Below are 14878 nucleotides of genomic sequence, written 5' to 3'. Positions count from 1 at the left end.
AAGGTAATTTTTAATTCTCAGTTATGAATTTTGTATTTTCATTCTTTTTCAATCGGGTATTTCCTTTTCTTACATTCATATCTACAGCTGTCTAAAAAAAGCTACATTTGATATTCCATTTAAAAAACCGAAAAATGAGACTTTTCACATTCCTTTTTTTACTATTCTCCATCAGTGCTTTTGCACAAAAAAACAATAAATACGATACTTTTTTCGAAAAAGGTAATGGAAATCAATCGGCATCTTACCAAGAAACAATTGCGTACTTCAAACTTCTGGCGGATGATTTCCCTACTATCGAAATTCAAAAAATGGGTTTAACGGATAGTGGTGAGCCTTTGCACATGGTTATTTTTAATCCGGAACAGCAATTTGACTTTGGAACCATCCAAAAAAACAAAGCGGTAATTCTGCTTAATAACGGAATTCACGCGGGGGAACCGGACGGAATTGACGCTTCCATGCAACTGTTTAGAGATTTAGCGTTAGGCAAAATAAAAGTGCCAAAAAACACCATTATCGTTTGTATTCCGGTGTACAATATTGGCGGCGCTTTAAACAGAAACTCCACTTCAAGAGCCAATCAGGACGGACCTGAAATCTATGGTTTTCGTGGCAATGCCAGAAACTACGATTTGAATCGAGATTTTATCAAATCAGACACCCGTAACACGAAAAGCTTTGTAGAAATATTCCATAAAGTAAATGCAGATGTTTTTATTGACAATCACGTCAGCAATGGCGCGGATTACCAATACAAACTGACGTATATTATGACCCAACATAATAAACTAGGAACTATTTTAGGGAATTTTTTAAATACTGAAATGATGCCTGCTTTGGTCGAAGATTTACAAAAAAAGAATATCGAAACTACGCCTTATGTCAATGCTTTTCAGGACACACCAGACAAAGGTTTTGGTCAGTTTTTTGAGAGTCCACGATTTGCAACCGGTTATACTTCATTGTTCAACACCATTGGGTTTGTGGTAGAAACGCACATGCTAAAAAATTATGTGGATCGGGTGAAAGTAACTTACGAATACATGCGTTCCGCAATTGATTTTACAGATGCTAATTACAAAAAAATCAAACAACTGCGATTAAAAAATGAAGAGCAGTATAAACCACAACAATCGTACACGATAAAATGGGAAATTGACAGTACAAAAACGATTCCTTTTTCGTTTTTAGGCTATGAAGCCAGTTACAAAAAAAGCGACGTCACCTCCGGAAACCGTTTGTTTTATGACCAAACAAAACCGTACAAAAAAGATATTCCGTACAATAAGGAATTTAAATCGGTAAAAGAGATAATAATACCAGAAGCGTATATAATTCCGAGAGGATTTTGGCCTGTAATTGAATTATTAAAGAGCAATACGATCTCCTATCGCCAATTAAAAAAGGACACAATAATTGAAGTTGAAAGCTACAGGATTGCGGATTTCAAAACGGCAAGTTCCGCATACGAAGGTCATTATTTACACCGAAACACTTCGGTAACCGCTAAAATGGAGAAAGTGGCTTTCGCCAAAGGGGATTACGTTATTCCTACACAACAAAAGGGAATCAAATACCTATTGGAAACATTGGAACCAGAGGCCGTCGATTCTTTTTTCAATTGGAATTTTTTCGACACGCTGCTACAACAAAAAGAAGGGTATTCCGATTATGTTTTTGAAGATTCTGCAACACAAATTTTGAAAGATAATCCAAAATTAAAAGCCGAATTTGATTTAAAAAAACAAAGTGACGTTACCTTTATCAATAATCCGGAAGCGCAACTGGACTGGATCTACAAACATTCCGTTTATTATGAAAAGGCACATTTACGCTATCCTGTGTATCGTGTTTTAAAATAAAAAAACGCTCGTTAAAATGTTTATTACACACAAATTTCACGAATTCCCACAGATTAATTCGTGGAAATTAGTGAAATTAGTGTTTAACTTACTATGCCAATTTAAAAATCAGTTCAAAACTGTTCAATCAGCTTATCTTTTGACAAAATGAAGTACTATCTCAAGTGCTTTTCTTCTTCAAATAATAATTTTATATTTTCATAGGAATTTTTCAAAGCTTCCTTAATTTGCTCCGGATTCATCCAGGCTACTTTATCAATTCCTTCTTCTAATTGTCCATGAGGTGTTCCTTCAAAATCAGATTGCATTTCGAACCAATGTGTAATTTTTAGTTTGTACTTGCCGTTACGTCTAAAAACATGATACGTTTTTTGAAGTTTATGGGAAATTGTCAAGCCATTTACTCCGGTTTCCTCCTCTACTTCTCGCATAGCAGTATCCCCAATTTCCTCTCCTTTTTCGATTCCTCCTTTGGGTAAATCCCATTTTCCGTTTCTAAAAATGAATAAGACTTCTCCTTTTTTATTGTACACCAAGCCACCTCCTGCTTTAGTAACCGGGATTTTTGCTTTCAAAGTCTTCATAATCAAGCTTTCATCCGGATGGTATAAATAGGCTTTATTAATTTTATTTTGAAAGATTTTTACTATAAGTTGCTCTATATCAATGCTTTCTAGCAAAAATAATTGAAAATCGGTCTCCTTGGAGATATGATTTGTTAAAAAAAGTGGTTTGTCGTTAACAAAAACTTTATACATTTGTACTATGATTTTTAATAAAGATACAGCCGAAAAAACAGCCGAATTTCTTTTGCAAATAAATGCAATTAAATTGAATCCAAGAAATCCTTTTACATGGGCTTCTGGATGGAAATCGCCTATTTATTGTGACAACCGATTAATCCTCTCATTTCCAGCGGTACGAAATTATGTCCGGGATGAATTTTCTAAGAATATTCAGAAACAATTTGGTAAACCAGATGTTATTGCTGGTGTAGCCACTGGAGCAATAGGAATTGGTATGCTGGTTGCTGAAAGTTTAGGAGTCCCGTTTGTATATGTGCGTCCGGAACCTAAAAAACACGGGAGACTAAATCAAGTCGAAGGTTTTTTACAAAAAGGGCAAAATGTAATAGTGGTGGAAGATTTGATCAGTACCGGAAACAGTAGTTTACTTGCTGTGGAAGCGTTGCGCGAAGCAGGAGCCAATGTCAAGGGCATGGCCGCGATATTTACGTATGGTTTTGATGTAGCTGAAACTAATTTCAAGAGCGCACATGTGGATTTATACACTTTAAGCAATTATCAAAATTTATTGAATTTGGCTGTAGCCAAAAGATACATTACTGAAGAAGAAGAACAAACTTTAAGAGAATGGAATGTAAATCCGTCTACCTGGAACATTTAAGTTTAAAAAAATAAAAACAAAATCCTACAAAACATGAACTTAGAAAGTCCAAAAGTTACTGTACCCAAATCCGCTCAAGAATTATTTGGTTTATTAAGCGATGTAAAAAATTTTGAAAAACTAATGCCTGAAAACATTGCTAAATTTGAGGTTATTGGTGATGATGCATTTATTTTTGGATTAAAAGGCATGCCCGAAATCAAACTTAAAATGAAAGAAAAAGTAGCGCCTGTAAAAATTGTTTTGGGAGCTGCAAGTGACAAACTTCCATTTACTCTTATAGCAAATATTGAGGCTATAACAGAGCAATCCAGTGCTGTAAAACTTGATTTTGAAGGAGAATTTAACCCTATGATGGCCATGATGATAAAAGGACCAATTGGAAAATTTATAGAAACTTTAGCAGCCAATATGAATAAATTGTAAAAACTGTTTAAGTAGTAACAATATAATAATATTTTAAAAGTCTTTCAGTATACACTAAGAGACTTTTTTTTTAATAAGAAATTGTCATTTTATCAAGTTTTTTTAGTTTGTTATGGGCGGAAAATATTAATATTAACATATATAAACTACTGATTATCATAACGTTATTTGTATGTTTTAAATTCATATTATCGTTAACCAAAGACAAAAACCAACTGCCATGCCAATTACTGACCCCAATTAAAGAGTAACGATTGAGTCATTAGCGCAATTAAAACCATTTAAAATATTTACCGGAAAATATTTCTTGAAAATATATCGAGCAGTATATTTCATTAGAAGAAAAAGGATTACAATTTTCAGATCTTAGAATTTGAAAAAGGAAAAAAACAATTACCTTTTGATTCTCGTTGTAGAAGAGGAGGAAAAAAAGAATAAATCTAATAAGGTTATCTACAAAAGGAAACCAGCAGTTTGTATTGTCCATTATTCTATCAATTGGAGAGTATAAAAAACCTATGGTACATTTATATTTTTGCAGTTTCACTTTGCAGCAACCGCACAAATTGCCGTTTTTACAAATCAGATTATGATTGATAACGTGTTATCCTCCTATAATTTGAACATGCTTGTTCTGTTTGCAATTGGACTGAGAATTTATAAAGTTTTTGACATTTTTACCACGGTTCATAAAAATTTTGTCGGTATTCATGTCGGCAATGCCCTGGAGAAATATTTTTTATTTTCTTTCGATAAAAAAAGTAACTCATCTCTTTCCTACATTCATTCCTATAAAAAAGGAAATCTAAAGGAACGCTTCAGTAATTAATTGAAACTAAAATTACCCATTTAATACAACATTTGAATTTCTTTGATGTCAAATTCAACGACACGATCATCTTCCAGAAGAACCAGAAGTTTCCCAGATACCGAAACGCCCTGAATAATTCCCATAAAGTTACCGTTATTATGAGCTGAAAAGGCCATGGGAATACCTTTTTTGTATAATGTGTTTGTGTATTTGTTCCAAGAAGTACTGGATTGCTGATTCCATAATGCTCTATTTTTTTCTAAGGATGTAACAATAGAAGAAAGAAGTGCTTCTTTATCAAATTTAGTTGCACAAATCACGGCCAAAGAAGAAGCTTTTGCTAAATTTTCGAAATTAGTTTGATTTACATTGAGTCCCAAACCTACAATAGAAACAATTGTTCCGTCGCTTTTGATGCTATTCTCTATCAAAATGCCACCTATTTTTTTATTGTATGACATAATGTCGTTAGGCCATTTGATACTAAGATCAGGAATCCTAAGCGATTCTAAAACCTCAATTACAGCAAGTGAAACCAAAATATTTAAGTTGAAAATCTGACAAATATCTGCTAAAAAATCCTTGACCAAAATACTCATTATTAAGTTTTTACTTGGTTCAGAAACCCAAACAGCTCCCATTTGTCCTTTTCCTTTTGTTTGACTCTCAGCGGTAACAACAGTAAAGTTTTCGAGCTCTTGTTTGTTCGATAACCCTTTAAGGAATTCGTTTGTAGAATCTATGGCATCGAGTTTGATTACCTTACTATACGTTTTTTTGTGAAACATAATTTAATATTGTGTTAAGGTTCAAAAATAATCACAAAAAATGGTAACTTTACAAACTTATATTAAAAATAATTCATGGCGAAAAAGACTATAAATAATGACGTTCTATTAGCGAACATCATTAAAGGGATAGAAGAAGTAAAAGGGAATGATATCACTATCCTTGATTTAAGAGAAATAGACACTGCAGTTTGCGACTATTTTGTAATCTGTAATGGAAATTCAAACACGCAGGTAAATGCAATAGTCAACTCTATCCAAAAAACAGTTTCAAAAGAATTAAAAGACAAGCCTTGGCATGTTGAGGGAACTGATAATGCAGAATGGGTATTAATGGATTATGTGAATATAGTGGTTCATGTATTTCAAAAACATATTAGAGAGTACTACAACATCGAAAGTTTATGGGGCGATGCTAAAATAACAACTATAGAAAACAAATACTAAAGACACATAATCCGTAGTAATGGCTAAAGAAAATAATCCAAATCCGAATAAGTTTAAAGTAAGCCCTTGGCTAATTTACGCTGCAATATTATTAATTTTCTTATTTATAAGTTTTATAACTAATGGCTCCAGTCTTAATGAACCCGGACAATTAACCTCGTCTAAGTTTAACGACTACTTAGAGAAAGGTCAGATCGATAAAGTTGTTGTAAACAACAAAACCGAAGCTGAAGTTTTTCTGAATGCGGCAGCAATGAAAGATGCAGCACACAAAAAAGTTTCGAAAGATGTTTTTGACAGACCTAATAAAGGACCACATTACGTTTTTAACATTGGTAATGATCAAATATTTCAAAAAAAGCTGGAAGAAGCAGTTGCCAAAGGTAAATTAAACGATTTTAATTTCTTGGCAAAAAGTAATTGGTCAGATATCCTAATCAGTTTATTGCCAATTATAATTATTATAGCCGTTTGGATCTTTATCATGAGAAAAATGTCTGGTGGAGCCGGTGGTGGTGGTGGCCAAATTTTTAATATTGGAAAATCCAAAGCAAAACTATTTGACGAAAAAACAGATATTAAAACTACTTTCAAAGATGTTGCTGGTTTAGAAGGAGCGAAAGAAGAGATTCAAGAAATTGTTGAATTTTTGAAAAATCCTGAAAAATACACCAACCTGGGAGGGAAAATACCAAAAGGAGCTTTACTCGTAGGACCTCCAGGCACCGGTAAAACATTATTGGCTAAAGCCGTAGCTGGTGAAGCTCAAGTACCGTTCTTCTCTTTATCCGGTTCTGATTTTGTAGAAATGTTTGTAGGTGTGGGCGCATCACGTGTGCGTGATTTGTTCAAACAAGCCAAAGAAAAATCTCCTGCAATCATTTTCATTGATGAAATTGATGCCGTAGGTAGAGCCAGAGGAAAAAGCAACATGTCCGGAGGAAATGACGAACGTGAAAATACATTAAACCAATTACTGACAGAGATGGATGGTTTTGGAACAAATTCAAATGTAATAGTTCTAGCCGCTACAAACAGAGCAGATGTACTGGATAAAGCTTTAATGCGTGCCGGACGTTTTGATAGACAAATTTTTGTTGACTTACCCGATATTCGCGAACGTGCAGAAATATTCAAAGTACACCTACAGCCATTGAAAAAAGTGGAAGGACTAGACACTGACTTCTTAGCCAAACAAACTCCAGGATTTTCAGGCGCAGACATTGCTAATGTGTGCAATGAAGCCGCTTTGATTGCAGCGAGACATAACAAAACAGCAGTTGACAAACAAGATTTCCTTGATGCAGTTGATCGAATTGTAGGAGGTCTGGAAAAGAAAAATAAAATTGTAACACCTGATGAAAAAAGAGCAATCGCTATTCATGAAGCAGGTCACGCTACAGTTAGTTGGATGCTTGAGCATGCAGCACCACTAATAAAAGTAACAATTGTTCCTAGAGGACAAAGCTTAGGTGCCGCTTGGTATTTGCCGGAAGAACGCTTAATTGTACGTCCTGACCAAATGCTTGACGAAATGTGCGCTACTATGGGTGGAAGAGCAGCTGAAAAAGTAACTTTCAATAGAATTTCGACAGGAGCGCTAAGTGATTTAGAAAAAGTAACCAAACAAGCTCGTGCCATGGTAACGGTTTATGGTTTGAATGAAAAAATAGGAAATGTTACCTATTATGATTCAACTGGACAAAGCGAATATAATTTATCTAAACCGTATTCTGAAGAAACGGCTAAAGTTATTGATGAAGAAATATCATTACTAATTGAAGGCCAATACCAAAGAGCCATTCAGATTTTAGAGGATAACAAAGACAAACTGAATCAGCTCGCAAATATTTTGATCGAAAAAGAAGTTATTTTTAAAGATGATTTAGAAGCTATATTCGGAAAAAGAACATTTGATAAAAATCTTGAAGAAGTAGTGTCTTAGAAACATCTAAATATTTAATTATTTTTAAAATCTTAATTCAAAAACTACTTTTGAATTAAGATTTTTTTATCTTTGAACGTTTTCAAGTAATAAATTAAAGCAGTTGACAGCGATATGAGTCTTTTTAGAAAAATTTTTGGTTCAATTAATCCGGCTTCTGAGGAAGATAAAGAAAGTGAATTTAGTAAAACCAATGCTGATAGCACGATCTCTATAGATGAAAAATTTATCAGTAATTTTAAAAAAAATGGAGGTAAGTTTTTATACTGTGAAAATCCAGAGGAAGTAAAAGAACACTTTGAAAATATTCTTGAAGAGAATGACTGGTTCGAAAGTGAAGTTTTATGCTATGAACCAGAACTTTTCAGTATGCTTGAGGATAATAAATTAAGTTTCTCTAAACCAAAAAATCCTTCATTTTTACTGGCCAGTTGTGAAAATTTAATTTCTGAAGAAGGATCTATATTGTTTTCTTCAAAACAAATTAAGCAAGACAAACCAAACGAATTACCCACAAACATTATAATTTTAGCAAATACAAGTCAAATTCTTGAAGCCAAAAGCGATGGACTTAGCGCTATAAAAAAGAAATATGAAAGGGACTATCCTACTAATATTACTACTATAAAATATTTCGAAAAAGCCAAAGAAGAAGACTTCACGCAATACGGAAGTTCTGCAAAAAATCTTTATTTATTGCTTTTAGAAGATCTGTAAGATGAATGAAACTCTAAAACGAGGTATATCGGGAGCTGTTTATATCCTATTATTACTTGCTTCTATTTTATACTCTACTGAAAGCTTTTTTATTCTTTTTGGTATTTTTCTACTTATTGCCATTTATGAATTTTGTAATTTAATTCAAATACATAAAATTTTACCGGTTCTTTTTGGTGCAACCTTGTATACAGCTGTTACTTTAGTAAGCCATTATAATAAAATCACTACGGATACCCTCAATCAGCTATTTAATTCTAATTTAGAAATTTCAATAAACATACAGCAACTAGATGTTGTTTTATTGGTTATAGCGTTAGTTGTATCTATAAAATGTATCCTTTTCTTATTTTATGATAACATTCAAAAAATAAGCACTTCATCAAAATACTTGTATTTACTAGGTTACATCATATTGCCTTTTGTATTTATTACTAAAATTTCATTTGGAATAAATGACTATAATCCCAAAATTATAATTGGATTATTCATCTTAATATGGACTAATGATACCTTTGCTTATATTGTTGGGAAATCAATAGGCCGAACCAAATTATTTGAAAAAATATCGCCCAAAAAAACAATTGAAGGGTTCTTAGGCGGAATCATTTTTGCTATTTTAGCCGGTTATTTGATCTCAAAGTACTACATAAAAGCCAACCCTGAATTTAGTGAACGATCCATACTAATCTGGACTTCAATAGCTGTTATTGTTGGAATTGCAGGTACTATAGGAGACTTAATTGAATCTAAATTCAAACGAATTGCCGGTGTCAAAGACAGCGGAAAAATAATGCCTGGTCACGGAGGCATCCTAGATCGACTAGATAGTGTTATATTTGTAGCACCAATTATATTTTTATTTTATCAAATTTTAAACTATGTTTCATAAAGAAGGAACCCAATCTATTTTATTAGGCACTATTTTTACTGCCGTTGTGCTCTTATTGTCTGATAATTTCATAGACACCATCTGGCTCAAAATGGCCATACAAATAGCAGCGCTGTTGCTTTTGATCATCATACTGCAATTTTTCAGAAATCCAAAAAGAACCGTAATCATCACTGAAAACCAAATTCTTGCGCCAGTAGACGGTAAAGTTGTGGTTATTGAAGAAGTGTATGAAAGCGAATATTTTAAAGACAAACGTTTACAAATATCCATCTTCATGTCGCCCATTAATGTGCATGTCACCCGTTATGGATTGAGCGGAATTGTAAAATTCAGCAAATACCATCCTGGGAAATTTTTAGTAGCATGGCACCCAAAAGCAAGCGAGGAAAACGAAAGAACTACAATTGTCATCGAAAATAAAACCTTTGGTGAAGTACTATACCGTCAAATTGCCGGAGCCTTAGCCCGAAGAATCGTAAATTACGCTGAAGAAGGAATGCAGGTTATTCAGGGAACTGATGCCGGTTTTATCAAATTTGGCTCACGAGTAGATCTCTTTTTACCATTAGGAACAGAAGTTAATGTTGAATTGAATCAAAAGGCAATTGGAGGTAAAACTATTATTGCTACCAAAAGATAATGAATGAAAAAGAATTAGAGCTACAATTTCTGGAAGCTGTAAAAATAGCTTCATCGATGACACAGGCATCTTTACCGCAAGATGTTCAATTGCGACTTTATGCCTTTTACAAACAAGCTACTTTTGGAACTTTAGATCTAAAACAAACTTCTACTTACCATTTGAGAGATGCTTTTAAAACCAATGCATGGATGCAAATCAGCCACCTTACCTCAGATGAGGCCAAAAAACAATACATAGAAACTATTTATTCTTTGTTAAAAAAATAGTATTATTATGAAAAAATTATATTTTTTAATTCCAGTTATACTGCTACTGATTGGCATAATTTCTTGTAATAAAAAAAAATTTACCGAAGTCGTTGAAGTTCCCTTACCTACGACCGAAGAGAAAGTATTAACCGGAATTCCGGAGGACGTAAAGGCTAATGAAGGTTCTTTTCAACTGGAAAAACTTCCTTACGGGTACAATGCATTAGCCCCAAACATATCAGCTACTACTTTAGAAATCCATTATTCCAAACATTATTTGACTTACACTAACAATTTGAACAAGGCTATTTTAGGAACTCCACTTGAAAATCTGACAATTGAGGAAGTATTAAGTAAATTAGATCCAAATGACCCCACACTTCGCAACAATGCAGGAGGTTTTTACAATCATTCTTTGTATTGGAAATGCATGACGCCAAAAGGAGGAGGTCAACCATCAAATGCATTGGCTGAAGCAATTACCAGAGATTTTGGTTCATTTGAAAACTTTACCACAGCGTTCAAAGTTGAAGCGACAAAACAATTTGGCTCCGGTTGGGCATGGTTGATTCTAGATAAATCCGGAAAATTACAAGTAACCAGCACACCTAATCAGGATAATCCCTTGATGCGTAATGCAGTTGTTCCCGGAACTCCAATATTAGCTTTAGATGTATGGGAACACGCTTATTATTTAGACTACCAATACCGAAGAAAAAATTATATTGATGCTTTTTTTAATGTAATTAATTGGAAAAAAATAGAAGAAAATTATGATGCTGTAACAAAAAAATAGTATTCGTTTGAGCTAAAAAAAAGCTGATATAAATTTATATCAGCTTTTTTTTATCCTTTTGCTAACTAAAAATCCTTTACAATTGATAAATAAACGATTCTGAAGGTGCTATTGTAATTTTCGCGTTTCCTTCACCATTGAATACTTTCAGCTCAACATAACTTTTATGGTATAATTGATCCGTAAGTGTATAATTTCCGTCTTTCAAATTCCATTTTTGGATTACATCTGAAGGGATTTTTAACTCAAAATTGCTAGTAGTAAGCCAGGAAAAATTAGTGATAACGATTAATTTTTGCGTATCAGACCAGCGTGTGAATGCATAAATTCCAGAATCGTATCCTTGAGTCATATGGCGATTCACCGTTTGTATTTCTTGGTATTTCCCCATTAAAGCAGTACTATTCAAAGAGAAATTCAATAATTTTTTATAAAAATCTCGCAAGTCCTTTTCATCCTGCGTTAACTGACCACCATCAAATTTTCCTCCGTTCATCCAGCGTTGGTGATTAGGAACACCTATATAATCAAAGATTGACGTTCTGGAATGGGTACCAAATCCAGCATTTTCATTTCCAGCCTCTCCTACTTCCTGTCCAAAATAAACCATCGTAGGCGACGTACTTATGGTTGTAGAAACCACCATCAAAGGCTTCCCTTTTTGTGGCGTTCCCGCAAATTCCGGACTTGCTAAACGTTGTTCATCATGATTGTCCAGAAAATGCAACAGGTGATGCTCAATATCTGAAATTCCGTTTTGGATGTCAGATAATCCATCAGGCAATGCTTTTCCTTGAATGATATCTTTCAATTTATCATACGTTTCTACTTTATCATACAAATAATCCATTTTACCTAGATGAATATAATTTCTATATTCTTTAGGATTGTAGACTTCGGCTAATAAAAAAGCATTCGGATTATTTACTTTAATGGCTGAATTCATATAACTCCAAAATTCATACGGCACCATTTCGGCCATGTCAAATCGAAAACCATCGACTCCTTTTGCCGTCCAATACAAGGCAATGTCTTTGAATTTATCCCAAGAGTTTGGAACATCTTTTCCTTTCCAAAAATCGAAATGTTCCTGATAGGATTTGGAATCAAAACCAGCAGGAAGTTCCGGAAAATCTTTGGAACCATCCGGACGAATACCGTAATTTACTTTGATGGTTTCATACCAGTCATTTCGATCTGGTTTTGCCATACGAGAACCATTCCCAGTCCATTTTGCTGGACTTTCTACAAATTTTCCATCAATTAACAGATTCTTTTCTCCATTTAATGGCTTGTCTGTGTCAGGGATTTCAAAGTGTGTATTTGGAATATAATAAAAATTATTGTCTCTTTTGTATTCAACGGTCGTGTCATCATCTGCACCAAAATCTTTGACACCAACCGGATTACTTTTTCCTTCATACTTTCGCGCAATGTGATTGGGAACAATATCGATAATCACCTTTAATCCAGCTTGGTGAGTTCGCGCAACTAAAGCTTCAAATTCCTGCAAACGATTTTCAGGATTTACAGCCAAATCTGGATTCACATTGTAGTAATCTTTTACGGCATAAGGAGAACCGGCTCGTCCTTTGACCACTTCCGGATCATCATTAGATATTCCAATAGCGGAATAATCCCTAATCACAGCATGATGCGGAACTCCAGTGTACCAAATATAAGTAACTCCCAAATCCTTTATTTCCTTTAAGGCCGTATTTGTAAAATCGTTGAACTTTCCTACTCCATTTTCTTCAATGGTGCCCCAAGGCTTGTTGTTCGTATTTTTATTCCCAAATAATCGGGTAAAAACCTGATACACCACTTCTTTTTTATGGGAAACTGACTCCTTTTGTTCCGTATTCATTTTTAACTCTTTCGTTTTACAGGCTGTCGCCAAAAGCACTACGCTTATACCGGCAACAATAGTTGTTTTTTTCATCATATAAAATTATTTATGCTGATTTTAATTCTTTTGATACTAAAATGAATATCAATTTTTAAATTTAATATTTTTTAAATATAAAGAACTCTATATTGTTTGAAATTATATAATCATCTCTCCATTAGAACAAACTACAACGAAGGAGTTGCCGCATTTGTTGATAACTTTAAAAAGGAAAAGTCATCGTTTATCATGCACTTTTGACTAATTATAAATAAATCCTAATATGGATTAGGATTGTATCCTTTTTCATAAATTTGACAAAAATTAAATCCATTGAAAAAATCGTTGTTTTTCCTTCATTACTGTTTCATACTGTTCACTGCTAATTTAGTTTTGGCGCAAGCCTCAAAAAAAATTATTGTAGAAAACTCAGATTTTGCCGATGTAAATCAGGTAGAAATACCGGATGCATTATTGCTGATTGGGAACGTACGTGTCAATCATGATGGAGTGATAATGACTTGTAATAAAGCGTATTATTTTCAAAAAGAAAACTACATCAAGGCTTTTGGCAATGTTCAAATGGTGCAAGGTGACACTTTATTCCTAAACAGTAAATATGCGGAATACAATGGAAATGTAAAAAAAGCCTATGCTTCCGGAGATGCCGTAATGAGTTCCCCTGATGCGACTTTGGTAACAGAGATTATTAATTTTGACCGAAACACTCAAGAAGTATTTTACGATACGCCAGGAACAATTACCAATAAAGACAATACGCTAAAAAGCAATTCAGGAAGATATTATGTGAAACAAAAGAAATTCCAATTCCTTACAGCTGTTACTATTACTAATCCAACCTATGTAATTAAATCAAATCACTTGGATTATTTCAGTAATTCCGGGCATTCGTATCTTTTTGGACCATCCACAATTACCAGTAAAGCCAATTATATATACACCGAAAAAGGATTTTATGATACCAAAAAAAATCTGGCTCATTTCCTGAATAAATCGTACATCAAATACGATGATCGGGTGATTAAAGGCGACAGTTTGTACTATGATCGAAACCGGGAATTTGCATCGGCAACGCGAAACGTAAAAATAACGGATTCCATCAATCGCGGAATTATAAAAGGGCATTATGCTGAAGTGTATAAAAAACTGGATTCTATGTACGTAACCAAAAGAGCTGTTGCCGTGAATTTTGTCGAAAATGACTCGGTTTACATCCATGGAAAAAAATTAATGGTTACTGGAAAAGAAGGAAACCGAATTATCAGAGCGTTTAACAATGTCCGGTTTTTCAAAACTGATATGAGCGGAAAATGTGATTCGATTCATTCAAGTTCTAAAACAGCGTTGACCAAAATGATTGGAAATCCAATACTTTGGAACGCAGAAAACCAAATCACAGGAGATGTCATGCATCTCATAGGAGACAACAATACCCAAAAACTAGATTCGCTCAAAGTACTCAATAACACGTTTATAGTCTCCAAAGACACGATAGGAACTGGATATAATCAAGTCAAGGGTCAAAATCTCTATGGGAAATTTAAAGACGGAAAACTCCATGATGTTGATATTATAAAGAATGCCGAAGTCATTTATTACATGCGCAACGAAGCTCAGGAACTCATTGGTATCAATAAGAATGTAAGCAGCAAAATCAATCTTATTTTAGAAGAAAATGCGATAGAAACTATCACGTTTTTCCAGCAAGTGGATGGCGATATTTATCCAGAGAAAGAGTTGCCAGAAAATGCCCGTATCCTAAGAGGACTGCTTTGGCGAGGAGAGGAACGAATAAAATCCAAGGACGATATTTTTCCTGCCGAAGAAAATGAAGACAACGATAAAATAGATAAAGCAACTAAAGCGGCAGAGGCCAAAGAGGATATTCCTATGAAAATCCGAAAAGAAACCCTGAATTACGATAAGAAGAAGAAGAAGAAGAAGAAGAAGTAAGTCAGCAGTGAGCAGTCCCGACACTTCG

At 34.0% G+C, this 14878-nt stretch carries 14 protein-coding genes; 11 read left to right on the top strand and 3 right to left on the bottom strand.

What is annotated here, in order from left to right; genetic code table 11:
• Positions 1-134 precede the first annotated feature (134 nt).
• Positions 135-1865 carry a M14 family metallopeptidase gene (locus EKL96_RS08000; RefSeq protein ID WP_126460575.1) on the top strand — a complete coding sequence of 577 codons (1731 nt, stop codon included), beginning with the start codon at positions 135-137 and terminating at the stop codon, positions 1863-1865.
• Positions 1866-2020: 155 nt separating this feature from the next.
• Here EKL96_RS08000 and EKL96_RS07995 read toward each other — a convergent pair whose 3' ends face one another.
• Positions 2021-2623, bottom strand: coding sequence for an NUDIX hydrolase (locus tag EKL96_RS07995; protein ID WP_126460572.1), 603 nt, complete (start codon positions 2621-2623; stop codon positions 2021-2023).
• A gap of 7 nt (positions 2624-2630) precedes the next feature.
• On the opposite strand from EKL96_RS07995, the gene pyrE reads away from it, so the two are divergent.
• Positions 2631-3272, top strand: coding sequence for an orotate phosphoribosyltransferase (gene pyrE, locus EKL96_RS07990; protein WP_126460569.1), 642 nt, complete (start codon positions 2631-2633; stop codon positions 3270-3272).
• A 33-nt stretch (positions 3273-3305) separates the two neighbouring features.
• Positions 3306-3698, top strand: a complete 393-nt coding sequence (locus tag EKL96_RS07985) for an SRPBCC family protein (protein WP_126460566.1) — start codon at positions 3306-3308, stop codon at positions 3696-3698.
• 849 nt (positions 3699-4547) lie between these two features.
• Here the strand turns inward: EKL96_RS07985 and EKL96_RS07980 are convergent.
• Positions 4548-5297: a biotin--[acetyl-CoA-carboxylase] ligase gene (locus tag EKL96_RS07980; protein ID WP_126460563.1), complete on the bottom strand. Its 750-nt coding sequence runs from the start codon at positions 5295-5297 to the stop codon at positions 4548-4550.
• A 75-nt stretch (positions 5298-5372) separates the two neighbouring features.
• On the opposite strand from EKL96_RS07980, the gene rsfS reads away from it, so the two are divergent.
• The 7 genes from rsfS to EKL96_RS07945 all read left to right on the top strand — a co-directional run bounded on the left by rsfS (position 5373) and on the right by EKL96_RS07945 (position 10988).
• The gene (rsfS, locus tag EKL96_RS07975) at positions 5373-5744 is read left to right on the top strand and encodes a ribosome silencing factor (protein WP_126455820.1); all 372 of its coding nucleotides are present in this window, start codon (positions 5373-5375) and stop codon (positions 5742-5744) included.
• Positions 5745-5763: 19 nt separating this feature from the next.
• Positions 5764-7689 carry an ATP-dependent zinc metalloprotease FtsH gene (gene ftsH, locus EKL96_RS07970; protein WP_126455818.1) on the top strand — a complete coding sequence of 642 codons (1926 nt, stop codon included), beginning with the start codon at positions 5764-5766 and terminating at the stop codon, positions 7687-7689.
• A gap of 114 nt (positions 7690-7803) precedes the next feature.
• Positions 7804-8406: an LUD domain-containing protein gene (locus tag EKL96_RS07965; protein ID WP_126460560.1), complete on the top strand. Its 603-nt coding sequence runs from the start codon at positions 7804-7806 to the stop codon at positions 8404-8406.
• A 1-nt stretch (position 8407) separates the two neighbouring features.
• Positions 8408-9298, top strand: coding sequence for a phosphatidate cytidylyltransferase (locus tag EKL96_RS07960; protein WP_126460555.1), 891 nt, complete (start codon positions 8408-8410; stop codon positions 9296-9298).
• Positions 9288-9941 carry a phosphatidylserine decarboxylase family protein gene (locus EKL96_RS07955; protein ID WP_126460552.1) on the top strand — a complete coding sequence of 218 codons (654 nt, stop codon included), beginning with the start codon at positions 9288-9290 and terminating at the stop codon, positions 9939-9941. The genes EKL96_RS07960 and EKL96_RS07955 overlap by 11 nt, the downstream gene beginning before the upstream one ends.
• Positions 9941-10210 (top strand): acyl-CoA-binding protein, encoded by a 270-nt coding sequence (locus EKL96_RS07950; protein WP_126460549.1) that lies wholly within the window; start codon positions 9941-9943, stop codon positions 10208-10210. Before EKL96_RS07955 ends, EKL96_RS07950 begins: the two co-directional genes overlap by 1 nt.
• Before the next feature lie 7 nt (positions 10211-10217).
• Positions 10218-10988, top strand: coding sequence for a superoxide dismutase (locus tag EKL96_RS07945; protein WP_126460546.1), 771 nt, complete (start codon positions 10218-10220; stop codon positions 10986-10988).
• A gap of 76 nt (positions 10989-11064) precedes the next feature.
• Here EKL96_RS07945 and EKL96_RS07940 read toward each other — a convergent pair whose 3' ends face one another.
• Positions 11065-12933: an alpha-amylase family protein gene (locus EKL96_RS07940; RefSeq protein WP_126460543.1), complete on the bottom strand. Its 1869-nt coding sequence runs from the start codon at positions 12931-12933 to the stop codon at positions 11065-11067.
• A gap of 276 nt (positions 12934-13209) precedes the next feature.
• Here EKL96_RS07940 and EKL96_RS07935 point away from each other — a divergent pair, with 276 nt between their 5' ends.
• Positions 13210-14850, top strand: coding sequence for an OstA-like protein (locus tag EKL96_RS07935; protein ID WP_126460540.1), 1641 nt, complete (start codon positions 13210-13212; stop codon positions 14848-14850).
• Positions 14851-14878: the final 28 nt, after the last annotated feature.

Origin of the sequence: Flavobacterium sp. LS1R10 (assembly GCF_003968825.1) — a bacterium.
In the GTDB taxonomy this organism is placed as follows: Bacteria; Bacteroidota; Bacteroidia; order Flavobacteriales; family Flavobacteriaceae; genus Flavobacterium.
Note: the sequence above shows the minus strand (reverse complement) of the source record. Positions and strands in the feature narration are given on the sequence as shown.

Excerpts from the sequence above, each read along its gene's own strand:
- EKL96_RS07980 (WP_126460563.1), bottom strand. The coding sequence starts at position 5,297 with ATGTTTCACAAAAAAACGTATAGTAAGGTAATCAAACTCGATGCCATA.
- rsfS (WP_126455820.1), top strand. The coding sequence starts at position 5,373 with ATGGCGAAAAAGACTATAAATAATGACGTTCTATTAGCGAACATCATT.
- EKL96_RS07960 (WP_126460555.1), top strand. The coding sequence starts at position 8,408 with ATGAATGAAACTCTAAAACGAGGTATATCGGGAGCTGTTTATATCCTA.
- EKL96_RS07950 (WP_126460549.1), top strand. The coding sequence starts at position 9,941 with ATGAATGAAAAAGAATTAGAGCTACAATTTCTGGAAGCTGTAAAAATA.
- EKL96_RS08000 (WP_126460575.1), top strand. The coding sequence starts at position 135 with ATGAGACTTTTCACATTCCTTTTTTTACTATTCTCCATCAGTGCTTTT.
- EKL96_RS07995 (WP_126460572.1), bottom strand. The coding sequence starts at position 2,623 with ATGTATAAAGTTTTTGTTAACGACAAACCACTTTTTTTAACAAATCAT.
- EKL96_RS07955 (WP_126460552.1), top strand. The coding sequence starts at position 9,288 with ATGTTTCATAAAGAAGGAACCCAATCTATTTTATTAGGCACTATTTTT.
- EKL96_RS07985 (WP_126460566.1), top strand. The coding sequence starts at position 3,306 with ATGAACTTAGAAAGTCCAAAAGTTACTGTACCCAAATCCGCTCAAGAA.
- ftsH (WP_126455818.1), top strand. The coding sequence starts at position 5,764 with ATGGCTAAAGAAAATAATCCAAATCCGAATAAGTTTAAAGTAAGCCCT.
- EKL96_RS07940 (WP_126460543.1), bottom strand. The coding sequence starts at position 12,933 with ATGATGAAAAAAACAACTATTGTTGCCGGTATAAGCGTAGTGCTTTTG.
- EKL96_RS07965 (WP_126460560.1), top strand. The coding sequence starts at position 7,804 with ATGAGTCTTTTTAGAAAAATTTTTGGTTCAATTAATCCGGCTTCTGAG.
- EKL96_RS07945 (WP_126460546.1), top strand. The coding sequence starts at position 10,218 with ATGAAAAAATTATATTTTTTAATTCCAGTTATACTGCTACTGATTGGC.
- pyrE (WP_126460569.1), top strand. The coding sequence starts at position 2,631 with ATGATTTTTAATAAAGATACAGCCGAAAAAACAGCCGAATTTCTTTTG.